22 protein-coding genes are annotated in these 25,765 nt (G+C 38.8%); 2 read left to right on the forward strand and 20 right to left on the reverse strand.

From position 1 onward, the window contains the following. Positions 1-320: 320 nt before the first annotated feature. From BAOM_RS16765 to mce, 3 genes are all read right to left on the reverse strand, one after another. Positions 321-1,442: a tripeptidase T gene (locus BAOM_RS16765; protein ID WP_127761264.1), complete on the reverse strand. Its 1,122-nt coding sequence runs from the start codon at positions 1,440-1,442 to the stop codon at positions 321-323. Positions 1,443-1,576: 134 nt separating this feature from the next. Continuing rightward, the gene (locus BAOM_RS16770) at positions 1,577-3,127 is read right to left on the reverse strand and encodes an acyl-CoA carboxylase subunit beta (RefSeq protein WP_127761265.1); all 1,551 of its coding nucleotides are present in this window, start codon (positions 3,125-3,127) and stop codon (positions 1,577-1,579) included. A 14-nt stretch (positions 3,128-3,141) separates the two neighbouring features. Further along, complete coding sequence (gene mce / locus BAOM_RS16775; protein ID WP_119115441.1) at positions 3,142-3,546, reverse strand: methylmalonyl-CoA epimerase; 405 nt, start codon at positions 3,544-3,546, stop codon at positions 3,142-3,144. Between the two features lie 176 nt (positions 3,547-3,722). Between mce and prli42 the strand changes: the two genes are divergently transcribed. Next, positions 3,723-3,818, forward strand: a complete 96-nt coding sequence (prli42, locus tag BAOM_RS24600) for a stressosome-associated protein Prli42 (protein WP_164853271.1) — start codon at positions 3,723-3,725, stop codon at positions 3,816-3,818. 173 nt (positions 3,819-3,991) lie between these two features. Here prli42 and BAOM_RS16780 read toward each other — a convergent pair whose 3' ends face one another. The 14 genes from BAOM_RS16780 to BAOM_RS16845 form a co-directional block, all read right to left on the reverse strand. Beyond that, entirely contained in the window at positions 3,992-4,963 is a 972-nt protein-coding gene (locus BAOM_RS16780; protein ID WP_127761266.1) for an aromatic acid exporter family protein, read from the reverse strand. A gap of 174 nt (positions 4,964-5,137) precedes the next feature. Next, entirely contained in the window at positions 5,138-5,860 is a 723-nt protein-coding gene (locus BAOM_RS16785) for an amino acid ABC transporter ATP-binding protein (protein WP_127761267.1), read from the reverse strand. After that, a complete protein-coding gene (locus BAOM_RS16790; RefSeq protein WP_286676279.1) occupies positions 5,853-6,521 on the reverse strand; it encodes an amino acid ABC transporter permease in 669 nt (222 codons plus the stop codon). Before BAOM_RS16790 ends, BAOM_RS16785 begins: the two co-directional genes overlap by 8 nt. Positions 6,522-6,698: 177 nt before the next feature. Next, on the reverse strand, positions 6,699-7,502 hold the full coding sequence (locus BAOM_RS16795) for a transporter substrate-binding domain-containing protein (protein ID WP_164853272.1): 804 nt from the start codon (positions 7,500-7,502) through the stop codon (positions 6,699-6,701). A gap of 273 nt (positions 7,503-7,775) precedes the next feature. Continuing rightward, positions 7,776-8,213 (reverse strand): BrxA/BrxB family bacilliredoxin, encoded by a 438-nt coding sequence (locus BAOM_RS16800; protein ID WP_127761269.1) that lies wholly within the window; start codon positions 8,211-8,213, stop codon positions 7,776-7,778. Between the two features lie 198 nt (positions 8,214-8,411). After that, complete coding sequence (meaB, locus tag BAOM_RS16805) at positions 8,412-9,539, reverse strand: methylmalonyl Co-A mutase-associated GTPase MeaB (RefSeq protein WP_127761270.1); 1,128 nt, start codon at positions 9,537-9,539, stop codon at positions 8,412-8,414. Then, positions 9,539-11,731, reverse strand: coding sequence for a methylmalonyl-CoA mutase (gene scpA, locus BAOM_RS16810; protein WP_127761271.1), 2,193 nt, complete (start codon positions 11,729-11,731; stop codon positions 9,539-9,541). Before scpA ends, meaB begins: the two co-directional genes overlap by 1 nt. 1 nt (position 11,732) lies before the next feature. Next, positions 11,733-13,595 (reverse strand): methylmalonyl-CoA mutase family protein, encoded by a 1,863-nt coding sequence (locus BAOM_RS16815; RefSeq protein ID WP_164853273.1) that lies wholly within the window; start codon positions 13,593-13,595, stop codon positions 11,733-11,735. A gap of 369 nt (positions 13,596-13,964) precedes the next feature. Then, entirely contained in the window at positions 13,965-15,218 is a 1,254-nt protein-coding gene (locus tag BAOM_RS16820) for a dihydrolipoamide acetyltransferase family protein (RefSeq protein WP_127761273.1), read from the reverse strand. A 23-nt stretch (positions 15,219-15,241) separates the two neighbouring features. Then, positions 15,242-16,225, reverse strand: coding sequence for an alpha-ketoacid dehydrogenase subunit beta (locus BAOM_RS16825; protein WP_127761274.1), 984 nt, complete (start codon positions 16,223-16,225; stop codon positions 15,242-15,244). 2 nt (positions 16,226-16,227) lie between these two features. Then, complete coding sequence (locus tag BAOM_RS16830) at positions 16,228-17,232, reverse strand: thiamine pyrophosphate-dependent dehydrogenase E1 component subunit alpha (protein ID WP_127761275.1); 1,005 nt, start codon at positions 17,230-17,232, stop codon at positions 16,228-16,230. A 22-nt stretch (positions 17,233-17,254) separates the two neighbouring features. After that, positions 17,255-18,676 carry a dihydrolipoyl dehydrogenase gene (lpdA, locus tag BAOM_RS16835; protein ID WP_127761276.1) on the reverse strand — a complete coding sequence of 474 codons (1,422 nt, stop codon included), beginning with the start codon at positions 18,674-18,676 and terminating at the stop codon, positions 17,255-17,257. Between the two features lie 34 nt (positions 18,677-18,710). Continuing rightward, positions 18,711-19,808: a branched-chain amino acid dehydrogenase gene (bcd, locus tag BAOM_RS16840; protein WP_127761277.1), complete on the reverse strand. Its 1,098-nt coding sequence runs from the start codon at positions 19,806-19,808 to the stop codon at positions 18,711-18,713. A gap of 276 nt (positions 19,809-20,084) precedes the next feature. Further along, positions 20,085-21,797, reverse strand: coding sequence for a sigma-54 interaction domain-containing protein (locus BAOM_RS16845; protein ID WP_127761278.1), 1,713 nt, complete (start codon positions 21,795-21,797; stop codon positions 20,085-20,087). Positions 21,798-21,927: 130 nt separating this feature from the next. Here BAOM_RS16845 and BAOM_RS16850 point away from each other — a divergent pair, with 130 nt between their 5' ends. Next, complete coding sequence (locus tag BAOM_RS16850; protein ID WP_119115455.1) at positions 21,928-22,173, forward strand: DUF2627 domain-containing protein; 246 nt, start codon at positions 21,928-21,930, stop codon at positions 22,171-22,173. 32 nt (positions 22,174-22,205) lie between these two features. Here the strand turns inward: BAOM_RS16850 and BAOM_RS16855 are convergent, their stop codons facing one another. The 3 genes from BAOM_RS16855 to spo0A all read right to left on the reverse strand — a co-directional run bounded on the left by BAOM_RS16855 (position 22,206) and on the right by spo0A (position 25,549). Further along, positions 22,206-22,946 (reverse strand): glycerophosphodiester phosphodiesterase, encoded by a 741-nt coding sequence (locus BAOM_RS16855; protein WP_127761279.1) that lies wholly within the window; start codon positions 22,944-22,946, stop codon positions 22,206-22,208. A 72-nt stretch (positions 22,947-23,018) separates the two neighbouring features. Then, positions 23,019-24,596, reverse strand: a complete 1,578-nt coding sequence (locus BAOM_RS16860) for a flagellar assembly protein A (protein WP_127761280.1) — start codon at positions 24,594-24,596, stop codon at positions 23,019-23,021. Between the two features lie 164 nt (positions 24,597-24,760). Further along, a complete protein-coding gene (gene spo0A, locus BAOM_RS16865; protein WP_127761281.1) occupies positions 24,761-25,549 on the reverse strand; it encodes a sporulation transcription factor Spo0A in 789 nt (262 codons plus the stop codon). Between the last annotated feature and the right edge of the window lie 216 nt (positions 25,550-25,765).

Consider the following 25,765-nt stretch of genomic DNA (forward strand, 5'->3'; position numbering starts at 1 on the left):
CTCTTTTTCGTTTCTCACCTATATATAGAAGTTCTTTTCTGACCCTTGTTCCAGCCTTCATGTTTTAATTTCTGGTCAATAATCTTTTTAATAGCCATGTTATACAACAATGTTCATCCACAAAATTGTTCAAGGGAGCATTTTAATTATATTCTCCCCATTGCATTAAATTTCAGTTCAAAACAACTCCTTTTGAAGTTTACACAATCAATTTGGTTGTTTCTTATTATATTTTGCGTTCTGCTTGTATAACGAAAAAAGGCGTCTGCAATTATAGTTGCAGACGCCCCAGGCCAAAACTCTTCTAAATTTTTTGTAGATTATTCTCCCGTAACAACTTCGATAATTCCCAGCACCATTTCAGCAAGCTTCGTTAATTCTTCCACTGGAATTTTTTCGTTTGTTGTATGAATTTCTTCATAACCGACAGCTAAGTTAACTGTTGGAATGCCAAATCCAGCAATTACATTGGCATCGCTGCCACCACCGCTTTGTTGTAATTCACATGGACGATTAATCTTCTCTGCTGCTTGTCTGGCTACTTCTACAACATGATCACCTTCGCTATATTTAAAGCCAGGGTACATGACCGTTACATCGATTTCAGCACGTCCGCCCATTTCTGCAGCCGCCGTTTGGAAAGCTTCCTTCATTTTTTGAACTTGCGCTTCCATTTTTTCTGGTACAAGTGAGCGAGCTTCTGCTAATATCTCAACGTAATCACATACAATATTCGTTTGTTGTCCACCTTGGAAACGACCGATATTCGCTGTTGTTTCAGAATCGATTCGACCTAAAGGCGTTCTAGAAATGGCTTTAGCCGCAATTGTAATCGCTGAAACTCCTTTTTCAGGCGCAACACCTGCATGAGCCGTTTTTCCATATACTTTTGCTTCGAACTTTGCTTGTGTTGGCGCTGCGACAATAATATTCCCAACTTTTCCATCACTGTCTAGTGCATAACCATATTTCGCTGTCACTAATGAACGATCTAACGCTTTTGCACCGACTAAACCAGATTCCTCGCCCACTGTAATAATAAATTCTATTTTTCCGTGAGCAATCTTTTGCTCTTTAATAACTTTTAGCACCTCTAGCATCACTGCAAGTCCCGCTTTATCATCCGCTCCTAATATTGTCGTACCATCTGACACAATATATCCGTCTTGAATCGATGGTGTGATACCGTTCCCCGGTACAACCGTATCCATATGAGATGTAAAATAAATCGTATCTACACCTTCTTTTGTAGCTGGAAGGGTACAAATTAAATTACCTGCACCGTGACCTGTGATTGCTGTTGTATCATCCTCAAATACATCTAAACCAAGCTCTGTAAATTTTTCTTTTAATATTTTGGCAATCGCTGCTTCATTTTTTGTTTCCGAATCAATTTGAACCAATTCAAAAAATTCTTCTACTAAACGATTTTCATTAATCATCTTTATACCCTCCAAAAAAGTTATCCTACCTTAGTATACTTCTTAGAAAATAAACCGGCAAATATTGTGAAACAAAGCTAAACCAAAAAAGCCCAAGGTCATTATGCCTTGAGCTTCTATGAAAAAATCATGTATTACAATGGAATGTTTCCGTGTTTCTTCCAAGGACGATCTTCTTTTTTATTGCGTAGCATTTCAAGAGATTGGATGATTTTGATTCGTGTTTCACGAGGATCAATAACGTCATCTACCATTCCTAAGCTTGCTGCAACGTATGGGTTCGCGAATTTCTCACGGTATTCTTCAACTTTTTCTGCACGTGTTGCTTCTGGATCTTCACTGTTTGCAATTTCACGAGCAAAAATAATGTTAGCCGCACCAGCAGATCCCATAACCGCAATCTCAGCATTTGGCCATGCAAATGTAAGGTCTGCACCGATTGACTTACTGTTAAGTGCAACATAAGCACCACCATATGCTTTACGAAGAATGATTGTAAGCTTTGGTACAGTTGCTTCAGAATATGCATACAGCATTTTCGCACCATGACGGATGATTCCACCATGCTCTTGCTTAACGCCTGGGAAGAAACCAGAAACGTCTTCGAATGTGATAATTGGAATATTAAATGAATCACAGAATCGAATGAAACGAGATGCTTTATCAGAAGAATCGATATCCAGTCCACCAGCTAATACTTTAGGTTGATTACATACAAGACCAACTGATTGACCTTTAATACGAGCTAAACCGATAACAATGTTTTTCGCAAATCCTTCTTGTACTTCCATGAATGACCCTTCATCCACAACTTGCTCAACAACTTTACGAATATCGTAAGGACGGATACCTTCAAATGGAACGATATCTGTTAAATCCGCACGGTAATCATCATTGTTGTCTGCTTCTAATACAGGTGGTTTCTCTGTATTATTTTGCGGTAAGTAGCTTAATAATTTACGTACATCTTTTAATACTTCTTCATCAGTTGGTGCTTTAAAGTGAGCGTTACCACTGATCGTATTATGTACAGTTGCGCCACCTAAGCCTTCAGACGTAATTTTTTCCCCTGTAACTGTTTCGATAACTTTTGGTCCAGTAATGAACATTTGACTCGTTTTCTCAACCATGAAAATGAAGTCCGTAATCGCTGGAGAATAAACTGCTCCACCTGCACAAGGTCCCATAATAACAGAGATTTGTGGAATTACACCAGAATAGATTGAGTTACGATAGAAAATTTGTCCGTATCCATCAAGAGATACAACCCCTTCTTGGATACGCGCGCCGCCTGAATCGTTTAACCCGATAAACGGTGCTCCATTCTTTGCAGCTAAATCCATAACATTGGCAATTTTCAGAGCATGCATTTCCCCAAGCGCCCCACCGAATACCGTGAAATCTTGTGAGAATAAGTACACATCACGTCCATTTACTTTACCGTATCCTGTTACAACACCATCTCCAGGTCCTTTTGCTTTATCTAAACCGAAGTTTGTACTGCGGTGTTGAATAAATGGATTTAATTCAACAAATGTACCTTCATCAAGTAATAGCTCAATTCTTTCACGAGCTGTTAACTTTCCTTTAGCGTGCTGCTTTTCAATTCGTTCGTCACCGCCACCAAGCTCAACCTCACGGCGTCTGTCGTATAAATCATTAATTGTTTCGTAGATGTCTTTCATTATGGCTCCTCCTCTTATTCAGGTCTTTCTGTTAATTCATATAAAATACTCGCTGTAGACTTCGGATGAATGAATGCTACCTTTGCATGATGGGCACCCAATCGAGATGTCTCGTCAATCATACGTAGACCAGCTTCTTTAATTTGTTGAATGCGGTCTTCGATGTTATCCACACCTAAAGCCACATGATGAACGCCTTCTCCACGTTTTTCGATGAATTTAGCAATTGGGCTTTCAGGTGACAACGCTTCCAATAACTCTAGGCGAGTATTTCCTGCAAGGATAAATGCTACTTTAACTCCTTGGCTTTCTACTGTTTCAATGCCTTCAAGCTCTAACTTTAATGTTTCTGTATAAAGTGGTAAAGCTTCTTCGAGTGAACGAACAGCAATACCAATATGATCGATATTTTTAATCATTACCTAACCCTCCATGATGTACAATTAGTAAACGAAACATAACATAGTTCTACATTTCCCAACAAAACCCTCTAACTTTTCAAGATTGCTCAGACAAGTATTTAGCCTTGTTTCCGATTATTGTTCACGTTACAATAAAGCTAAACACATTCATTTGAAATTGAGGAGAGCACTATATGAAAAATAAAAAAATAAGAAAAATCATCGTATACTTAATGCTAATCTCGATGTTGTTAACAACATTACTATCAGGTATAGCCTTCTTAATGTAATGCTAACAAGAGTGAAGTCAAATGGCTTCGCTCTTTTCTATTTTCTTGTTTCATCGAATGGCTCTATATTTGTTTTGTTAATGTTTAAAAATCTTTAAAGAAGAATCCGGTCGGAGCGTTAAGCTAAGCAATAAAGGAAGAATCATGACCTTTCTCTTTTTGCTTAGTTTAAGCTAGCCGCCGTTTTTCATTCCAGCTTTTCTACCATTAAAGGAATGTTTGAGCAATAAATATCTCTCCATTTCCTTCATAAGCTGAAGTAATGCCGCCCTCGATTCAAATTCTTCACGTGTGACAGGAAGTTGCATCTCTTTAAACCCTTGTTCCATCCCGTCCAGCTTCCGCAAATAAAAGCTAGCTGTGTTTTGCGGATGAACGTTTTCTGCTAACTCTTGAATAAAGTTGGCAAGGATATCACTTTGCTTCACAATACTTGGTATGTTCGTGACAAGAGGTAAAATTCGCTCGATAATTTCGAATTGCTTCTCGCGCATATCAAAATATCGATAGTAATAATCCTCTTCTCGTAAGAAATGATTTTCTACATCTCGAAAAGCTAAGCTTTTCGCTTCTGCTAACCATTTCGACGTTTCTGTCAGTTCTTTCCCATTCCAAGTGTAGTCATTATCACGCACGTACTTCACAATTTCCATTAAAATCGCGCTAAAGTTCGCTTCAACTTTTCTCTGATAAGATTTCAAGTCTTTTTCGACACTAGGCATATATATATTCATGACTAGCGCAACTCCAATTCCTACAGCAATTAAAATGGTTTCATTGATGAGCAAGTCTAGCGTGATACCATTTGACGAATAGAGATGAAGAATGATTACACTGCTTGTGACAATGCCTTCATTCACCTTTAATGCCACCGTAGTCGGAATAAACATCAAAAGAATTAATCCTATTGTAAATGGGTTGTAGGCAACTAACTCAAACAATAAGGTTGAATAGCCCATTGCTAGTAAACAAGCGAGAAAACGTGATGCAGAGGCTTTTAAAGACTTCTTCTGTGTCACTTGAATACATAGTATCGTAATGATACCAGCAGAAGGAAAATGATCCAGATTTAATAATTGGGCAAGAACAATCGCTAAAGTAGCACCTAATGCCGTTTTAATCGTTCGATAACCGATTTTAAACATTGTTATGTATCACCTGGATTTCTTTACTTCTATTATAATACTATCAGCAAATTCGACAATTTTATAGTCCTTTATTTAGGAAAATACTAAATTTTTTATTAACTTACAACATATTTATCCTTTTTTTCACAAAAATAAAAAAAGGTGATACATTCATCACCTTTTTTTACAAAACTATAGAACTTTTTCCAGGAATTCTTGCGCACGTTTGCTTTTTGGCTGGGAGAAAAATTCAGTTGGTGCTGAATCTTCAACTAGCAACCCTCCATCTAAAAAGAGCACGCGATCTGCTACTTCACGGGCAAACCCCATCTCATGTGTCACAATTAACATTGTCATTCCTGAGTCAGCAAGCGACTTCATAACAGCCAGTACTTCTTTGACCATTTCGGGATCTAGCGCTGACGTCGGTTCATCAAATAAAATCACTTCCGGGTTCATGGCTAACGCTCGTGCAATAGCGACACGTTGTTTTTGTCCGCCAGAAAGACGATTTGGATAAACTGCTTCCTTATCAGCCAAGCCAACCTTTTGTAACAACTCACGCCCCTGCTTCTCCGCTGCTTCTTTTGACATTTTCTTTACCTTCATCGGAGCATACGTTAAATTTTGCAGCACCGTCTTATGAGGAAAGAGATGAAAATGCTGAAACACCATCCCAACGTTTTCACGGACCTTCATAATATTCGTCTTTTTATTCATAATGTCTTGATCTTTAAACCAAATATGTCCGCTTGTAGGCGCTTCAAGCATATTGATACAGCGTAAGAAAGTCGATTTCCCAGATCCAGACGGACCGATAATGGCTACGACCTCACCTTGCTTCACTTCTGTACTAATCCCTTTTAACACTTCAAGCTTGCCGTAACTTTTATGCAAATCTTCAATCTTAATCACTGCGTCTCATTCTCCTTTCGAGCAACTTACCAAGAAGCGTTAAAATCATAACCATGACATAATAAACTAATCCAGCTACAAGAATCGGCTCGAAAAATTTATACGTTTCTCCCCCAACAATATATGCGCGACGCATGATATCCGCAAGACCGATAATCGTTACAACAGCTGATTCTTTTGTTAATGAAATTAATTCATTCATAAGTGCTGGTAAAATATTTTTAATTGCTTGAGGTAAAATGATATTGAGCATCATTTGAGATTCAGGAACTCCAAGTGCAAGAGCAGCTTCTCTCTGCCCTTTATCAACTGCTTGAATTCCCCCACGAATAATCTCCGAGATGTAAGCAGCCGAGTTTAACCCAAATGCTAAAAAAGCTGCTTCATACGCTTCAATTTGGATACCTAATATCTGCGGCGATCCAAAATAAATTAACATCAATTGAAGAACGAGCGGTGTTCCCCGAAAAATCGATGTATAAAAATCAGCAAACCAATTTAATGGTTTGATTTTACTAATTTTCAAAATAGACAATACAATCCCTAATATAAATCCAATAACCGCTGCGACCGAGACGACTTGTAGTGTCGTCGGTATTCCTTCCAAAATGTAAGGAATCGACGGTATAATCCTTTCAAAATCTAGATTCAACCTATTCATCCTCTCCAAAACATATTAGCTCTTTTGATTCATTCATCATAGGCTATATGCTATAATCTGTTGATTTTTGGCTCATGACATGTAAAACCAACAATCTTTTTAACACGGCTTTATCATAAGCGCGGAAAAACGTTCAGAGGGTTACAATCCCATTCTGAACGTTTTTCTCTCTGTATATTATTTAGTTTCGCTCTTCATCCATTTAGCAATTAACTCATCGAGTTCGCCGCTTTCTTTCATTTTTTTCAATTCAGCATTAAACTTCTCTGTTAAATCACTGTTTTTTGGAAAAGCGATTGCATAACCTTCTGCTTCTTCATCTGTTTTAATCGTATGTGCTACTAATGTTTCATTATTAGCTAAGTGCCCTTTTGCTACTTCATCTTCAATAATAGCTGCATCAACACGACCTACCATTAATTCTTGTACAATTTCATTCACACGATTACGTTTTTCAATCGTCATAGTAATGCCGTCTTTATTTAATTTAGTTGCAAGCTCTTCTTGTACAGATGCTAATTGAACACCCACTGTCTTACCTTTTAAATCTTCCACCGTTTTAATCGTGCTATCTTTTGTTGTTACAATCATGTTAGCAGCTGAATAATAATTATCGCTGAAATCTAGCGTTTTCTTACGTTCTTCCGTAGCATTCATCGCTGAAGCAACAAGATCGACTGTGCCATTTTCAAGTGCTGTAGGTAAACTATTGAAATCAATATCTTGAGCTTGAATCTCATAGCCAAGCTTGTCTGCAATTGCATTAACGATATCAATATCTAATCCAATAATTTCATCGCTCTTTGCTGTATCTACAAATTCAAATGGTGCATAATCTGCTGATGTTCCTAGCTTTAACACTTTTTTCTCTTCGCTCTCACCCGTTTCGGCTTCATCTTTTTCGGAATTCCCGCATGCTGCTAAAATACCTACCAATAAGATAGAAGTAACTAGTAACATAAAATGCTTTTTCCACTGCATAGTTATTTTCCTCCTATAACTTTTTTCTTATTATGTTAGTATGTGTCAAAGTGTAATTGTGCGCTATTCAAATAATCATTCCGTTAATATTCATACACTCCCATGTATTTTAACACACTTTCATGATGATGCAATATATCGATAAATTAATTTACAGTTAAAAATTTTCAGTTAATTGCTATAGGACAATATTGAAAGAGCTGATAATGTAGCTATAGTGTCCTTCATTTTAAAGAAAACTATACAAAACAAAAAGATCCGTAAAAACGGATCTTATACTTCCTCACAATATTCATCAAAATACGATTGAAGCTTTTCAACAACAGACATTGGATGATGTCCTTCAATTTCATGACGTTCTACCATCTTTAAAATTTTCCCGTCTTTCAATAGGGCAAATGATGGCGATGATGGCGGATATCCTTCAAAATATTCACGAGCGCGTGCCGTAGCCTCTTTATCTTGACCCGCAAAGACAGTGACAAATTGATCAGGGCGTTTATCATGGTGCATCGCATATGCCGCAGCAGGACGAGCAATTCCACCTGCACAGCCACAAACGGAGTTTACCATAACAAGTGTCGTTCCCTTTTGTGCTAACGCCTCGTTTACTTCTTCTGTTGTTTTTAATTCTGTATATCCAGCTTTCGCAATCTCATCACGTGCTGTTTTTACCACATCATTCATTAAAAAATTAAAATCCATTCCCATCTCCATACCCCTTCCATATTCGTTTCTCCTCTATCATAACAATTGATTTTCATCGATTCAATTAATTTACTTAAGAAAAGCAAAAGCGCCTTCGTTGCCCCCTGCACATGCTGGCAGTCAGTCCACTACAATATATTAAAATACTTTCTGATTTGACAAAGAAAAAGGGACTCCCATCAGCTGTAGAGTCCCCTTCCCTTATTTCTTTTCAAAAGTGTCTAAAAACGTTTGAAATACTTCTTGAACGGCTTTTGTAATCGTTTGATCCCCTGCCATGATTTGATTTTCAAGGACAGGCAACAATTGCTTAATCGTACTATTCTTATAAAACAGTTGATGAAGTTGACTATTAATTAAGGAATGGAACCACTCTCTCGATTGCATTCTTCTTCGATCTTCAAATACTCCTGATTGCTTCGTTGTTTCAGAAAACTCCTGCAACATATTCCAAACATCATCAATGCCTTTACCTGTAACGGCAGAGCATGTCAGAGCTTTAGACATCCAGCCTTTTGTTACAGGCTGTAAGAAATGAAGAATTCGGCTGTACTCCGATCGCGTTTTGATAGCACGTGGAAGATTATCTCCATCTGCTTTATTCACAACGATGCCATCAACCAATTCCATAATTCCCTTTTTCATCCCTTGCAGCTCATCACCTGCTCCAGTTAGTGCAAGCATCATGAAAAAGTCAACCATCCCACGAACAATCGCTTCACTTTGTCCAACCCCAACTGTTTCAATAAGGATAACATCGAAACCAGCTGCCTCACAAAGAAGCATTGTTTCACGCGTTTTCCGATGAACCCCACCTAAAGTTCCTTCAGATGGAGAAGGGCGAATGAAAGCGCGAGGATTTCTCGCCAGCTCTTCCATTCTTGTTTTATCTCCTAGAATACTGCCGCCATTTACAGATGAGCTTGGATCGACAGCAAGTACAGCTACTTTATGACCTAAGCTGCATAAATAGGTTCCAAAGGCTTCAATAAACGTACTTTTTCCAGCCCCCGGCACACCGGAAATCCCGATTCGTAAAGATTTCCCCGTGTGCGGCAAAATAGATTGCAATAGCTCTTGAGCCAGCTCAAAATGATGCGCTGCGTTACTTTCAATTAGAGTAATTCCTTTTGCAAGTTTCGCACGTTCTCCTTTGAGAATACCTGCTTTAATATCCGGTATCGAAATGGATTCCCTTTGTTTTTTAACAAAACGGTTTTTCGACGCTTGATTGTGGTCGGCAGCTAACTCGACCCCTTTCATAATTGAAGAATTAAAACCTTCGGGATTATTTGGGTCAACCCATTCCGGTTTTTTATCTTCGCTCATTAGTTTACTACTTCCTCATAGCCTAGACGTTTATATACTTCTTGGAGCACTTTTTTAGCTGCTTGCGGAATAACCGTACCCGGTCCGAAAATGGCAGAAGCTCCATTCGCTAACAAGTAATCATAGTCTTGAGCCGGGATAACACCACCAACGATAATGACGATATCTTCACGGCCTAATTTTTTCAATTCAGCTGCAAGCTGTGGCAATAACGTTTTATGACCGGCAGCAAGTGAACTCATACCAACAACGTGAACGTCATTTTCCACCGCTTGAAGCGCTGTTTCTTCCGGCGTTTGGAATAGAGGTCCGATATCAACGTCATATCCTAAATCGGCAAAGCCTGTGCTGACTACTTTCGCTCCACGATCGTGACCATCTTGCCCCATTTTCGCCATTAATAGACGAGGACGACGACCTTCTTGCTCAAGGAACTCTTCCGTCATTTGAATAACTTCTTGAATTTCATCTTCTTTAGAATATGCTTCGCTGTATACACCGCTGATAGAGCGAATTGTTGCTTTATGACGGCCTGCAACTTCTTCAATCGCATCTGAAATTTCACCAAGAGAAGCGCGAACGCGAGCTGCTTGAACAGCAAGCTCAAGTAAGTTTCCTTCACCTGTTTTAGCTGCTTCTGTTAAAGCTTTCAATGCCGCATCTACTTGTGCTTGGTCGCGGTTTGCACGCAATTCAGCTAAGCGGTTGAGTTGGCTTTCACGAACCGCTGTGTTATCAATATCCAAAATTTCAATTGGATCTTCTTTTTTCAAGCGGTATTTATTCACACCAACAATTGTTTCTTCTTGAGAATCGATTTTCGCTTGACGTTTTGCAGCAGCTTCTTCAATTCTCATTTTTGGAATGCCTGTTTCAATCGCTTTAGCCATTCCGCCTAAATCTTCAATTTCTTCAATTAAAGCCCACGCTCTGTCAATTAGCTCGTTTGTTAATGCTTCTACATAGTAAGAACCAGCCCAAGGGTCAATAACCTTTGTAATGTTTGTTTCTTCTTGTAGATAAAGCTGCGTATTACGTGCAATACGAGCCGAGAAGTCTGTTGGTAGAGCGATGGCTTCATCCAATGCATTGGTATGCAAGGATTGTGTATGACCAAGCGCTGAAGCATGCGCCTCGATTAATGTACGAACAACGTTGTTAAACGGATCTTGCTCTGTTAAGCTCCATCCAGATGTTTGTGAATGCGTTCTTAATGCTAACGCTTTATCGTTCTTTGGATCGAACTGTTTCATCAATTTAGCCCAAATGAAACGACCTGCTCTCATTTTCGCTACTTCCATGTAGTAGTTCATACCGATTGCCCAGAAGAAAGAAAGACGTGGAGCAAATTTATCAATATCAATGCCCGCTTTCATACCTGTACGCGCATATTCAAGACCATCTGCCAGCGTATAAGCAAGCTCGATATCAGCTGGTGCTCCCGCTTCTTGCAAGTGGTAACCTGAGATTGAGATACTGTTGAATTTAGGCATGTATTTTGACGTATATTCAAAAATATCTGCAATGATTTTCATAGACATTTCTGGTGGATAAATATACGTATTACGTACCATATATTCTTTTAAAATATCATTTTGAATCGTACCAGACAGTTTATCTTGTGTAACCCCTTGTTCTTCAGCTGTTACAATATAAAAAGCAAGAATCGGCAACACGGCACCATTCATTGTCATCGATACAGACATTTTATCGAGTGGAATACCATCAAACAAGATTTTCATATCAAGAATCGAGTCAATCGCTACGCCAGCTTTCCCAACGTCACCGACTACTCGTGGATGATCTGAATCATAACCGCGGTGTGTCGCTAAGTCGAACGCAACAGAAAGACCTTTTTGTCCCATTGCTAAGTTACGACGATAAAACGCATTAGACTCTTCAGCTGTTGAGAATCCAGCATATTGACGAACTGTCCAAGGACGATTTACATACATCGAAGGATATGGTCCACGTGTAAATGGAGCGATTCCAGGTACGCTGTCCATATGCTCTAAGTTTTGATTATCCTCTTGAACGTAAAGTGATTTCACCTTAATTTGTTCATTTGTTTCAAATAAAAGGTTATCGATATTTTGGCCAACTGCCGCTTCTGCTTGTTTCTTCCAAGTTTCTACTGACCCTTGTGCAGAAGCTTTTGCTGGATTGATTTTTGAAAAATTAGGTTTTGTCATTTTAGTTCACCCCCAGCGCTTGTAATAATTCTGTTAACATGTCAGCTGCATTTGTTTTTACATGAACAAACTCTTTCACACCAGCAGCTTGCAATGCTTTTTCCAATTCTTCTGCTTGTTTACCAGCTACATAAATCGTTGTTTCAGGGAAAGCTGCTTTCACATCAGCAACAACTTGCTCCGCTAGTTCACCATAAGCTTCGTCACTACCGCATACGCAATAGATTGGAAGTTGTGTTTCTTTCACATAAGCAACTGCTTCTTCACTTGTATGACAGCCTTCGCTTGCCACTGTTTCAATCCCGCCTGCAGCAACTAATCCTTTTACAAAATCTACACGAGGTTTATAAGACTTCAATTCTTGTAATGTAATTAAGCCTACTTTCGGAGCTTCGCCATTGTTTTCTTTAAAGGCTGCACTACGTAAACGTAGTTGCTCGAATTGTTCAGCAATACGCTTTAGCTTAATTGGTGTAATCGAAGTTGGATTATTTACAACAACATAAGATTCCACTTCTGCTGCTTTCGGTGCTTTCACTTCATCAGCAGGGTTAGGATATACGTTTGTACCAATGATGCTTTCTTTTCTTAATGCTGCATTTTGTGCTTTTTTATTGAACACTTCAGCGATTTCTGCTTGAACGATATTTTGTTTAAGTGCTTCAAGAATGCCGCCCGCTGCATCCACTTCTAAAAACTTCGCCCATGCTTGATCAGCAATCTCATCTGTTAATTGCTCCACATAGAATGAACCGCCTGCAGGGTCCACTACTTGTGTAATATGCGCTTCTTCTTTCAAAATTAAGTGCGTATTACGAGCAATCCTTTCTGAGAAATCATTTGTTTCACCAAATACATGATCGAAAGGATTGATTTGTAAATATTGAATACCGCCGATTGCAGCAGCGAAAGCTTGGTTAGCTGTACGTAAGATATTTACATGTTGATCGTATAATGTTTCCGTTACTTCCGATGTAAGTGCGTGAATATTCATTTTGAAATGTTCAGAATCTGCTTCAAATGCAGCTGAAAGTCCAGCCCAAAGTCGACGAGCAGCACGTAATTTAGCTATATTCATGAAATAATTTGAATCAACAGCAAATGAGAATACCATTTTATCTGCAATACTTTCTACAGATAAACCTTGCTTTTGTCCTTCAATCAAATATTGCACAGCTACAGCTAGTCCATATGCAAGTTCTTGAACCGCATTAGCTCCACCGTTATGGAAGACAGATGTTTTAATCAAAATTGTTTTTAAGTCTGCAGAAACTGCTTCATATCCTTGAATCGTTTTTGCCCACTCTGCAAAATAGCTATCTGTATCTTCCGGAATTTGTCCAGTCAATACCCATTCAGCAATTGCATCTTCAGCAAGAACGCCGCTCACGTTTCCTTCTACTGTTTGGAATTCAGGTAATAAATCTTTTTGCTTTCCTTTTAAATCAATGAAGAAGGGTAAAGATTCTAGCGGTAAATCTTTTAATAGTCTTGGCAATCTTGCACCATTTGCTAATAGCTCTACTGGGTACGTAATCGCATTTTGTCCACGATTCAATACAGCTTTTAAGTTTTCATTTGCTTCCTCTGCTGTCACACCGCTTACTGGCTGACAAGCAAGCCATGGTTGTGTGTGGTAACCTGTTGCAGAAATTCCTCGTGTATAAGGAAACAATCCTGGTAATTCGGCTTGTCCTTCACCAGCAGATTGCTGTGTATAAAGGGGCTGTAATACAACACCTTCATAAGTATTCGTTCGTAATTTATCAACTGTTTTACCTTTTAAACTCGTTTCAACGGCAACCTTCCACTCTTCCAACGAAGGTTTCGGAAAGGATATATTTTTTACATCTTTCAATTCCATCTGTAATCGTTTTCTTATGCCCATACTACAATTGAGAACGAATGCTCAATCAGTATTCATAAGAAAACTGCCCTCCCTTCAATTTTTGAATGCCAAACACATTCTAACATAAGTGTAAAAGAATAAAAGAAAAAAATGAGCTTGTTATACAATAAGCATAAATCTACATGAATAACATCATTCGAAAATAAGATTCGTTTCATACCTGTTATAAAGTACAATATTAATAAATTTACATGTAGTAGAACAACTCTCCTAAAATAATACGAAAAAACTGAAAATTTGTCGATTACTCTTTTAAAATTTCCTTTATTTTTTATAAAAAAAGTTGATAACATAGCAAAAAACCAGCGAAAACTGGTTTTTTAATCAAAAAATGGATGTATTTTCTTTTGAAAACCCTTCGACAATTTTCTTCACCCTTGCTAAAAAACGACCACAAATTAAACCATCTAATACACGATGATCCAACGACAAACATAAATTCACCATATGTCGAACAGCAATCATATCATCTATAATTACCGGACGTTTGACAATTGTTTCAACTTGGACAATAGCTGCCTGGGGATAATTAATAATTCCCATCGATTGGACAGAACCAAACGAACCTGTATTGTTCACTGTAAAAGTGCCGCCTTGACTTTCTTCCTGTGTAAGTTTACCTGTACGTACTTTTTCAGCCAACTCATGAATTTCACGGGCAATCCCTTTAATTGATTTTTCATCTGCGTGTTTAATAACAGGTACAAAAAGTGCATCATCCGTCGCTACAGCAATGGAAAGATGGATATCCTTTTTTTGAATAATCTTATCGCCCGCCCACATCGAATTCATTTCAGGAAACTCGGTTAGCGCTTGAGCGATTGCTTTGACGAAAAAAGCAAAATACGTAAGAGGGTAACCTTCTTTTTGCAAAAAATTATCTTTTAATGAATTTCGTAACATCACAAGGTTTGTGGCATCAGCTTCAACCATCATCCAAGCATGAGGCGCTTCCTGCTTACTTTTTTGCATATTGGCTGCAATCGCTTTGCGAACCCCTGTAACAGGAATCTCCCGATCGCCAGCTTCTACTGGTAAAGAGAGAGTTTTACTGGATTGTTCTCGAGCTTCTGTTTTCGTAACAGAAGGAGCAACCGCTTCTTGCTTCTCTTGGGGTACATTATTTGCTTCTATAAGGGCTAGCACATCTTTTCTCGTAATCCGCCCTCCTTTTCCAGACCCCTCCACTTGCGATAAGTCGATTCCATGCTCTTGTGAAAGTTTTAATACAGCTGGTGAGTAACGCATCTTCATCGAATGCTTTTCCAAGAGGGTATCTTGATGTGCAGGAAGTGATTTCGTACTAGAGCTAGCTATTGTCTGTTTTGGGCTCGCTTCCTCTACTTCAATTAAACAAATGATTTCATTCACTGCTAATGTTTCCTCTTCTTTAGCGACTAGCTCTTTAATGACACCTGTAAATGACGATGGGATTTCAGCACTTACTTTATCCGTCATCACTTCGGCAATTGGACTGTATTTTTGTACGAAATCACCTGGTGTAACGAGCCATTTACTAATCGTTCCTTCTGTTACACTTTCGCCCAGCTGCGGCATTTTCATTTGTTCAATCGCCATATTACTCCTCCTTCTGCGCAGATTTAATACTCAGCTAGCTCACGCATCGCTTTTTCTACTTTTTCTGGGTTTACCATAAAGTATTTCTCCATTGTTGGTGCATAGGGCATCGCTGGAATATCCGGGCCTGCTAATCTCATAATAGGAGCGTCTAAATCAAATAAGCAATATTCTGCAATAATGGCAGCCACTTCGCTTATGACACTCCCTTCCTTGTTATCTTCTGTAATAAGCAGAACTTTCCCTGTCTTGACAGCCGCTTCGATAATACTTTCTTTATCAAGAGGATAAACTGTACGCAAATCTAAAAGATGAACAGAAATCCCATCACTAGCAAGCTTTTCAGCTGCTTGGAGAGCAAAATGAACACAAAGCCCGTATGTGATAACAGTAATATCCTCTCCGCTTCGTTTCACATCTGCCTTTCCAATTGGCAATACATAATCATCCGAAGGCACTTCTCCTTTAATCAGACGATACGCTCGTTTATGCTCAAGAAACAGAACAGGATCTTCATCGCGAATCGCCGCTTTCAATAAGCCCTTTACATCATACGGTGTCGATGGCATAATAATTTTCAAGCCTGGTTGATTAGCAAAGACCGCTTCTACTGATTGCGAATGGTACAGAGCACCGTGAACACCGCCGCCATATGGAGCGCGAATAACAAGTGGACAATTCCAATCATTGTTCGACCGGTAACGGATACGTGCCGCTTCCGAAATAATTTGATTGACAGCAGGCATAATAAAATCCGCGAACTGCATCTCTGCAATTGGCCGCATGCCATACATGGCAGCACCAATTCCAACACCAGCAATGGCTGACTCTGCTAATGGCGTATCGATTACCCTCTCTTCACCAAATTGATCAAATAGGCCTTGTGTCGCTTTAAATACGCCGCCTTTTTTACCGACATCCTCACCAAGTACAAACACGCGTTCATCTCTTTCCATTTCCTCACGAATAGCGTGTGTAACAGCCTCAATATAAGAAATGACTCCCATCTTTATTCCTCCCCATATACATGTTTCATCGCATATTCTGGACTTGCATATGGCGCCTGTTCAGCATAATCTGTTGCTTCATTAACAATTTGCATCACTTCTTCATTCAATTGTTTTTCACGCTCTTCATCCATTACACCGACGTCTTTTAAATATTGGCTAAAGGTAAACAAAGCATCCTTTATTTTTGCTTCCGCTACCTCCTCTTGTGTCCGATACACTCGATCATCATCATCGCTTGAATGGGGCGTGAGTCGGTCAGAAACCGTTTCAATCAATGTCGGACCGTGACCTGCCCGCGCACGATCTGCCGCTTCTTTAACTGCTTGATACACGGCCAACGGATCATTTCCATCAACCGTTACACCTGGTATTCCATAACCGATAGCACGGTCAGATACATTTTCACACGCTAATTGTTTAGAAATTGGTACGGAAATAGCATACTTATTGTTCTCACACATAAAAATAACCGGCAATTTATGAACACTAGCAAAATTGATTCCTTCATGAAAATCCCCTTGATTCGAAGATCCTTCTCCAAACGTCACAAAGGTCACTAATTTTTCCCGGTTCATTTTACCTGCCAGCGCAATACCAACTGCATGAGGCACTTGTGTTGTTACAGGAGAGGACCCTGTGACAATTCGATTGCGCTTTTGCCCAAAATGACCAGGCATTTGTCTACCTCCTGAGTTTGGATCTTCAAGTTTGGCAAATCCTGATAACATTAAATCACGAGCCGTCATCCCAAATGCCAATACAACACCAACATCCCGATAATAAGGAAGCACATAATCAAGCTTTCTATCAAGAGCAAATGCAGCTCCTACTTGAGCGGCCTCTTGACCTTGACAAGAAATTACAAATGGTATTTTCCCTGAACGATTTAACAACCACATCCGTTCATCAATCCGACGAGCAAGAAGCATTGTTCGAAACATATCCAAAACCATTTCATCACTTAAACCGAGTTTATGGTGTCGTTTCTCAACTTTTCCAACCATTTAAACCCCTCCCTACAGCCTATTAAAAATGTAATGCTAAGCCATCAACTGCAAGAGCCGCTTCACCGATAGCTTCCGATAAACTTGGATGAGGATGAACCGCTGAAGCTATTTCCCACGGAGTTGCATCCAATACTTTTGCAAGACTCGCTTCAGAGATCATATCCGTCACATGCGGCCCAATCATATGCACACCTAGCACATCATTCGTCTGTTCATCCGCAATGATTTTAACGAATCCTTCTGTTTCACCATATACAAGTGCCTTACCAATGGCTTTAAATGGAAAATTCCCGACTTTTATTGTAAATCCTTTTTTCAATGCCTCTTGCTCTGTATAGCCTACACTTGCTATTTCCGGACTGGCATAAATACATCTTGTAACCCATGAAGGATCTAAAGGTGTGGGCTGCTGTCTTGCTAAATGCTCAACAGCAATAATGCCTTCGCGTGCAGCTACATGTGCAAGCTGCAATCCCCCGATACAATCTCCTATTGCATAAATATGAGATTCCTTCGTTTGGTACATGCTGTTCGTTGAAATGTAACCTTGTTCAAGGGCAATCTCAGTATTTTCTAAACCAATATCAGTTACATTAGCGTCTCGTCCTACGGAAACAAGAATTTTGTCTCCCATATATTCTTGAAGTTCGCCATTCACCTCTGCCTTAATTGAGACAACTTCTCCTGTTTTCAAGGTTTCAGGTAATACTTTTGCTTCCGTCACAATACGAACCCCTTTTTCCCGAAGAGTACGCATCATTTCTTTCGCCACTTCTTCATCTTCGTGAGGAAGAATATACGGAGCATACTCAAGGACCGTTACTTGCACCCCGAAATCGTGCAACAGCGAAGCCCACTCTACCCCAATGACCCCTCCTCCGATTATAATGATCGACTGTGGCAATGTTTCTAATTGAAGAGCCTCTTCCGATGAAAGGACATACTGACCGTCAATTGATAAACCAGGTAATGTTTTTGGCCGAGAGCCCGTCGCAATAATGACATGCTGCGGCAGCAAAATGGCATTATCGCTCCCATCATTCATCTCTACAGAAATAGTCCCTGGCATGGGGGAAAAAATAGAAGGGCCCAATATTCTGCCCATCCCTTCATACACAGAAATTTTCCCTTGCTTTAATAAATGTTGTACACCGCTGTAGAGTTTGTTCACAATTCCCTCTTTTCGCTGCTGTACTCTAGCGAAATCTATTCCAACATGGTCCTTTAAAATGCCATATTCTTCACTCTTCTTTACAGTCCTGTATACTTCCGCACTTCGTAAAAGGGCCTTTGAAGGGATACAGCCGCTATGAAGACAGGTTCCTCCTAATTTTCTCTTTTCAACAACGGCTGTTTTCAAACCGAGCTGACTAGCCCGAATAGCGGCAACATAGCCTCCCGTCCCCCCACCTAGAATAACAACATCATACTCCTCTGCCATATTACTCCTCCTTCCTCTTGTACATATCCTTGACTTATTTACGACGATTTAAAATATGTTTTTCATTTTGTATAAATTGACTGCGTGAATATCTCATTCTAGCAATCCGTTCCTCTGCCATACGATTAGCAGCCTTATATGTTGGAATGTTGTCGCGCTTTGCAATCTCAAACACTTTAGTAATATTATCATAAATGTTCTCTACTTTCTTTAATGTGCGCTCACGATTATAACCTATTAGCTCATCTGCTACGTTAATTACTCCGCCAGCATTAATGACATAATCGGGAGCATAAATAATCCCTTTTTCATGAAGTTGTTCGCCATGAAGCGAGTTCTTTAATTGGTTATTCGCTGATCCGGCAATTACTTTTGCTTTTATGGTCGGAATGGTTTCATCATTCAGAACAGCACCCAGAGCACAAGGAGCATAAATATCACAATCTACATCATAAATCTCTGCTGGTTCAACCGCTTTTGCTCCAAATTCATTTACCGCTCGCTGAACAGCAGCTTGCTGAATATCTGTTACAATCAACTGCGCTCCTTCTTCATAAAGATGACGGCATAAATGATAGGCAACATTCCCCACGCCTTGGACGGCGACTGTTTTTCCTGCTAAAGAATCAGTACCGAATGCTTCCTTTGCTGCAGCCTTCATCCCTCGATATACACCATAAGCGGTCATCGGAGATGGATTCCCCGAAGAACCAAAGGCAGGTGATATTCCTGTTACATAATCCGTCTCTTCATGAATAAGATCCATATCCTCTACAGTCGTCCCTACATCTTCTGCCGTAATATAGCGTCCATTTAAACCTTGGATATAACGTCCAAATGCACGAAACATAGCTTCGTTTTTATCCGTATGTGGATTTCCAATAATTACGGCTTTTCCCCCGCCTAAATTCAAACCAGCTGCCGCATTTTTATATGTCATCCCTCTTGCTAATCTAAGCGCATCTTCAATTGCAGCTTCTTCAGATGGATACATCCACATTCGAGTACCACCAAGGGCAGGGCCTAATGTTGTATCATGAATCGCAATAATAGCCTTTAAGCCCGATTGTTTATCCTGGCAAAAAACAACTTGTTCATAATCATATTTCTCAAGATATTGAAACATTTCCATAGTAAAATCCCCCGGAAGATGTATTTTCATTTTGTATTGATTAAAATATGAATAGTTCATTCACATGGTTAACCTGAAATAAACTTCTCACCCATATAACACGCAAGTTTAATGCCACTATATGTAATTTCCGTATAAATTATATAAAAGAAGTCTCTCTCCTTGTATTCATAAGAAAAAAAAGAAGATGCTGAATAGGTTCACAGCATCTTTCTGTACACTCTCGTTCGTAAAATGTACCATTTTTTGCACAGTTAAGCAATATATTTCATGCAATCATTTGCACAAATTAGTTTTCTCCATTTTATAATATAAGCTTCTTACCGAAATCCCTAATGATTTAGCGGCCAATGTTTTATTGCCTTTAAAGGTTTGTAACGCTTGTTGAATTACTTTCGCTTCATAAGCTCCGACCATCTCATTTAATGAGTCACCGCTTTTAAAAGAAGGTGTAAACAATACAGCGGATTCCTTTGAAGGCTCAGCACTTGTACCTACTAAATTGGGAATATGCTTGGCCTCAATTACTTGTTCATTGAGCTTCATTAAAATAATCGCTCGTCCTAAAATATTCTCTAACTCCCGAACATTGCCTGGCCAATCATACTGCCTCAATTTCTCAATCGCATCTTCTGAGATTCCTTCAATGCCTCGTCCATATTCTTGATTAATCTTATGAATTAAAGGCTCTGCTAACTCCTTCATTTCCCCTTTTCTTTTTCTTAGAGGAGCAATAAAAATAGGCATACGATTCAACCGAAAATAAAGATCTTCTCGAAAAGTCCCATTTTTAATAGATTGTTCTAAATCAATATTCGTTGCAGCAATGACACGTACATTAATCGGAATTGGTTTTGTTCCGCCAACTCTCATAATTTCGCGCTCTTGCAGTACGCGAAGCAGCTTTGCTTGAATCTTTGGAGTTAACTCGCCGATTTCATCTAAAAATAAACTGCCATGATTTGCTTCCTCAAAAAAGCCAATTTTCCCGCCGCGTTTTGCACCTGTAAACGCCCCATCCTCATAGCCAAACAGCTCGCTTTCCAACAAAGATTCCGAAACAGCCGCACAATTGACACGTATAAATTTATTAAATTTCCGATCGCTCTCATTATGAATCGCATGAGCAAATAGCTCTTTTCCTGTTCCTGATTCACCGCGCAGCAGCACCGTTGCTGGCGTTTTCGCAGAAAGTTTAGCTTGTTCAATTGCCAGCACCATATCATCGGACTGTCCAATAATATCCTCAAAAGAATATTTCGCTTGTAATGTTCGGATAAGTCGTTGAGCATACTTTAATTCAGTCGTTAATTTTTGAATTTCAGATACATCATGTATAACCCCAACACTTCCCTTCAATTCCCCATCTACAATAATAGGAGCCACATTGACAATAACTTCTTTTCGTCTTGGACCAACACACATATTGACACCACGAACAGGTTTTCTCGTTTCTAGTACTTGCATATGCATGCTGTCACCTTCATAAATATCCGTTGTCGCAGGTTTACCAATCACCTGTTCCTTCCTCAATCCGGTAATCCTCGTATAAGCTGGATTGATTAGCAACCCGCGTCCTTGTTCATCTACTACGGAAATAGCTTCATCGCTCGATTGGATAATCGCCTCAAGCATCGTATTCGACTCTGTCTTTAATTTATTTATAAGCTGTTGTTTTTCTTTCGACAATTTAGCGATAATCTGCGCTACACTGCCAGGAATCAGCAATGCTTCATGACCTTTCTCCCTTCTTATCTCTTGAAAAACGGACTCATTTCCCGATGTATCGATAATAATGTCTGCCTTATTTGTATATTCATTCTTCCATGATAATGCTGTAGGAATATGGAAACCCCGCGCTAACTGCATCCCGGGTGCTTCTCGATTAATATCTACCATACAGAGAACCGAAAAAGCATCACTTTCTAAAAGAATGTTCAAAAGGGTTGTGCCTCCCTGGCCCGCGCCGACAATCATGACGTTCTGCATCTAGGTCACTCCTCTCCCTGCAAAAAAATAGTCTACCTCTATTTTAATCCTTATATTAGAAACTTGACAAATAATACATATTCTTTATCATTTTTATTATAAAGGAAACTATTAGAAGGGATTTGACCAAATGAAACGTTTAATCGCTTTTACAATCCTGTTTATCCCCGGAGCATTGGCCGCTTACGGTATTAAGCTCATGAGAGATATGTTATTCGCCATTCAACAACCGCCTTATCCTGCGCTTTGGGTACAATCTATAGCCGGTCTTCTATTTACAATTGGCGGCATTGCCTTTATAGCTGGATTTATTCTTCACCGTGATCGTAAACGTCATAAAGTTCAAAGTCGGTTTGATAAAATGAAACTGCCTTAAATCATAAAAGACCGAGCTCTGTTGCTCGGTCTTTAATTCGTCATAGAAATCAACCGGTCCCTTACTTGTTTAGCAAGTTTAGGATCATCTGTAATAATGCCGCTACAGCCTTTCTCAAAAAAATGTTTCATTTGTGCTTCTGTATTAATCGTATAAGGCCGGATGGCTACCCCTGCATCCAATGACTCTTTAATGATTACATCATGAGCAACTCGAAATTGAGGGTGAATTCCTTTGGCAGCAATGGACTTTGCATAAATCCATGGCATAAAGATTCCATCTCGATAAATAGGAGCTGTCTCTATGTCAGGAGCTAAGCGATAACAATAGACAAGGCTATAATGGTTAAAGGAAGCTAAGACAACTCTATTTTCAAACCCGTACATTCGAATTAATTGAATCACTTTTTCCTCTAATCCAGGATATTCAAAGACCGTGTTTTTCAATTCAATAATACAGCTTAATTGATTACTTTGAAGCCAATCAAATAGTTCCACTAATGTAGGAATCTTTTCAAATACCGATTTCGCTTTATGCCCAAAACTAGCATTTAACTTTTTTAACTCACTTAATTTCCAATCCTTTACATACCCCTTTACTCCAGTCGTTCTATTTAGTTTCTCGTCATGAATAATGACAACTTCTCCATCCGCGGATAATTGCACATCTACTTCTATTCCATCCGCTCCCACTCGCTGTGCCTCTATAAATGCAACCATTGTATTTTCCGGGTGTGTGCTTGCTGCTCCTCGATGGGCAATAATATGCATCATAAACACTTCCCTCCCTTCATAAAAATCACTATCTTTTCATTTTTATGAAGAGAGATAAGCATTTAATAATGGTTATTTTTCAAAGTGCATATTATTGTCTTGTACAAAAAACGTTCCTTTCGTCGATTCTACTAGCTTCTTCCTCATACTTTTAATTTGTAAATTTGTATCTGGATAAGCAACTTGTCCAATCGTAATTTCTCCATCACCCTTCGATTCGAGGATTCCCATTAATACCTTACGCTTTTGGTCAAACTTAAAAATATCTTCGGTAATTTTTTCAAATTCTAATGTCGTTTGCTCATATTGTTTATTTTGGACAGCATTAAGTTCATCCATAAAGGTATCGTACACATTTAATCGTTCTTTAATATCCTCAAGTTCTTGAATTTTTGTTTTATAATGAATCAATATTTCATTTAACTCTTCTTTCAGCTGATTACGATTGAAGCCTTCTACATGAATAAACGTTTTACGTTCCATTTGATTTCCGATAACCCCTGCTCTTACTTTCCCACGCGCCTCAATCACGCCTCCAATTAATTTACCGTACTGTTCGTCTGTTATAATATTTTGTCCCTTTAATGTACTGCCCAGTGAATAATAACCGATATGAATATTTCCCCCAGCCTCTAAACAACATTCATTTGCATGCTTAACGTAAATATTTCTCCCTGCAGCAATTTTGGATTTACCTTTTCCAAAAATACCACCTTTAATAAAGACATCTCCTAGCTTTGATTCAATCATTTCAACATTGCCCACACCAAGCTCACCTAAAATCGAAATGTCTTTCGTTGCAGTGACTGAAAAACCGTCCAATACTGTTCCTTTAATTGTCACATTTCCATCAAAATTAATATTTCCTGTCTCTACGCCAACATCCCCCTCAATGATAAAGTGATTTCCGACGGTGACTTTTCCTGAATGAAATTCGACTACACCATTTATTAAAGCGCGAAGAACAATCTTTCCATCCTCTTTAAAAGCACCCACTGTTTTTGGATCATAGAGAAGCTTTTTATTTTTACCATTTGGAATAATGACATATTCCCCTGTAATTCTTTTTCCAGGAATCGAGCTGGTTGGAGGAATTTTCTCTCCAAGCCAATCCCCTTTTTTTACTTGATCCAAGAAGTTCATATCATAATAATCAGCTTTCCCATTATCACGAATGGCAGGCTTTCGTTCTGAACGTTTATAGTATGTAATCACTGCATCACTTCCGGGCACAGGTTCTTGCCCTTTAGCAATCACAATACTTTCATTCACAACTAGCTCATTTTGAATTACATGTATTAGAATCCCTTTCGTAATTTTCTCTTGATTAAGATGGTTGAATATATCGGAGACGATTTCGGAGTAATGCTGGTGAAGGTATTGATTTGTACAATTCAATTTTATAGAAGCAGACATTTTGTCTGAAGTAATTCCCCATTCAATAATTGGTTTTTTTCTGCCTGCACGAACTTTACTACCACTCGCAGCTGTAATTGCATCATTAATGCTCTTCAAATCTAAATCTAATTGTGGATTTTGAACCATAATCGAATGAATCTGCAAAAACGAGCAACCTTTTTGGTAGACGGTTAAATAAATGAGCCCATCTTCTTCCTCTAATAACATTTCATCATTTTTTTCGATAATCATAGAAGTACCTCCATTAACCAACTTTTGAACTATTTACATATTATTATATAACAATCGAGTCAGAAATTTTGACTAAATTATGAATAATTTGTACTAATCCATAAGTAAGCGTTATCAAAAAAATAATCCCCAATAACTATAAGTACTGGGGATTCCTAACTCTCTCATGAAGCTTTATGTTCTAAGCGAAGCTTGTCTGCTACCATTGCAATAAATTCAGAATTCGTCGGTTTAGCTTTTGTCATACTGACCGTATAGCCAAACAAAGATGAAATTGATTCAATATTTCCTCGGCTCCAAGCAACCTCAATCGCATGTCGAATAGCTCGCTCTACTCGGCTTGCTGTTGTATTATATTTCTTAGCAATATCAGGATATAATACTTTTGTAATCGAGCCCAATAATTCTATATCATTGTAAACCATTGCAATAGCTTCCCTTAAATACAAATATCCTTTAATATGGGCAGGTACACCAATCTCATGGATAATGCTTGTAATACTCGCATCGAGATTTTTCGGTTTTGCTTCCGGTTGTGTACGATAGGCTGTTTGTGTCGTATTCTTCATAACCACTTGCCCTTTTCCGCTCACCTGACGAATATGGTTTACTAAACTCTCTAGATCGAACGGTTTTAATATAAAATAAGCCGCTCCTAAATCGACTGCTTTTTTTGTAACATCTTCTTGACCAAATGCAGTCAGCATGATGACATGGGGCATCGTTCCCCTTTGTTCGCGCAATTTTTCAAGCACACCTAACCCATCTAAATGAGGCATAATAATATCGAGAATCAAAATATCAGGATGAACGTTTTCTAGCATATTTAGACATTCCTGCCCATTATGTGCAACAGCCATGACTTCCATATCGTCCTGAGCTGATATATATTCTTCTAATAAAGCCACAAGCTCTCTATTATCGTCCACAACGCACACTTTAATTTTTTTCACGCTTGATTTCCTCCTCTACTATAAATTGGTCTTGTTTTTCTTTTCGACAATAGAAACAAAATACCTTTTATTTTTAGGAAAATAATGAAAAATAATATTTTTCTCCAGATTTCTACTAATTTTAACTTTTCTTACTAAACACATTTAAAAGTTGTCAAAAAAAGCTTTACTGCAATATATTTTATCATAAAATCTTGTCTATTTACTAAACCTTTT

This window comes from Peribacillus asahii (assembly GCF_004006295.1).
Taxonomy (GTDB): Bacteria; Bacillota; Bacilli; order Bacillales; family DSM-1321; genus Peribacillus; species Peribacillus asahii_A.

Coding starts and splice junctions, on each gene's coding strand:
- BAOM_RS16765 (WP_127761264.1), bottom strand. CDS start 1,442: ATGATTAATGAAAATCGTTTAGTAGAAGAATTTTTTGAATTGGTTCAA.
- BAOM_RS16770 (WP_127761265.1), bottom strand. CDS start 3,127: ATGAAAGACATCTACGAAACAATTAATGATTTATACGACAGACGCCGT.
- mce (WP_119115441.1), bottom strand. CDS start 3,546: ATGATTAAAAATATCGATCATATTGGTATTGCTGTTCGTTCACTCGAA.
- prli42 (WP_164853271.1), top strand. CDS start 3,723: ATGAAAAATAAAAAAATAAGAAAAATCATCGTATACTTAATGCTAATC.
- BAOM_RS16780 (WP_127761266.1), bottom strand. CDS start 4,963: ATGTTTAAAATCGGTTATCGAACGATTAAAACGGCATTAGGTGCTACT.
- BAOM_RS16790 (WP_286676279.1), bottom strand. CDS start 6,521: ATGAATAGGTTGAATCTAGATTTTGAAAGGATTATACCGTCGATTCCT.
- BAOM_RS16795 (WP_164853272.1), bottom strand. CDS start 7,502: ATGCAGTGGAAAAAGCATTTTATGTTACTAGTTACTTCTATCTTATTG.
- BAOM_RS16800 (WP_127761269.1), bottom strand. CDS start 8,213: ATGGGAATGGATTTTAATTTTTTAATGAATGATGTGGTAAAAACAGCA.
- meaB (WP_127761270.1), bottom strand. CDS start 9,539: ATGAGCGAAGATAAAAAACCGGAATGGGTTGACCCAAATAATCCCGAA.
- scpA (WP_127761271.1), bottom strand. CDS start 11,731: ATGACAAAACCTAATTTTTCAAAAATCAATCCAGCAAAAGCTTCTGCA.
- BAOM_RS16815 (WP_164853273.1), bottom strand. CDS start 13,595: ATGGAATTGAAAGATGTAAAAAATATATCCTTTCCGAAACCTTCGTTG.
- BAOM_RS16820 (WP_127761273.1), bottom strand. CDS start 15,218: ATGGCGATTGAACAAATGAAAATGCCGCAGCTGGGCGAAAGTGTAACA.
- BAOM_RS16825 (WP_127761274.1), bottom strand. CDS start 16,225: ATGGGAGTCATTTCTTATATTGAGGCTGTTACACACGCTATTCGTGAG.
- BAOM_RS16830 (WP_127761275.1), bottom strand. CDS start 17,232: ATGGTTGGAAAAGTTGAGAAACGACACCATAAACTCGGTTTAAGTGAT.
- lpdA (WP_127761276.1), bottom strand. CDS start 18,676: ATGGCAGAGGAGTATGATGTTGTTATTCTAGGTGGGGGGACGGGAGGC.
- bcd (WP_127761277.1), bottom strand. CDS start 19,808: ATGGAAATGTTTCAATATCTTGAGAAATATGATTATGAACAAGTTGTT.
- BAOM_RS16845 (WP_127761278.1), bottom strand. CDS start 21,797: ATGCAGAACGTCATGATTGTCGGCGCGGGCCAGGGAGGCACAACCCTT.
- BAOM_RS16850 (WP_119115455.1), top strand. CDS start 21,928: ATGAAACGTTTAATCGCTTTTACAATCCTGTTTATCCCCGGAGCATTG.
- BAOM_RS16855 (WP_127761279.1), bottom strand. CDS start 22,946: ATGATGCATATTATTGCCCATCGAGGAGCAGCAAGCACACACCCGGAA.
- BAOM_RS16860 (WP_127761280.1), bottom strand. CDS start 24,596: ATGATTATCGAAAAAAATGATGAAATGTTATTAGAGGAAGAAGATGGG.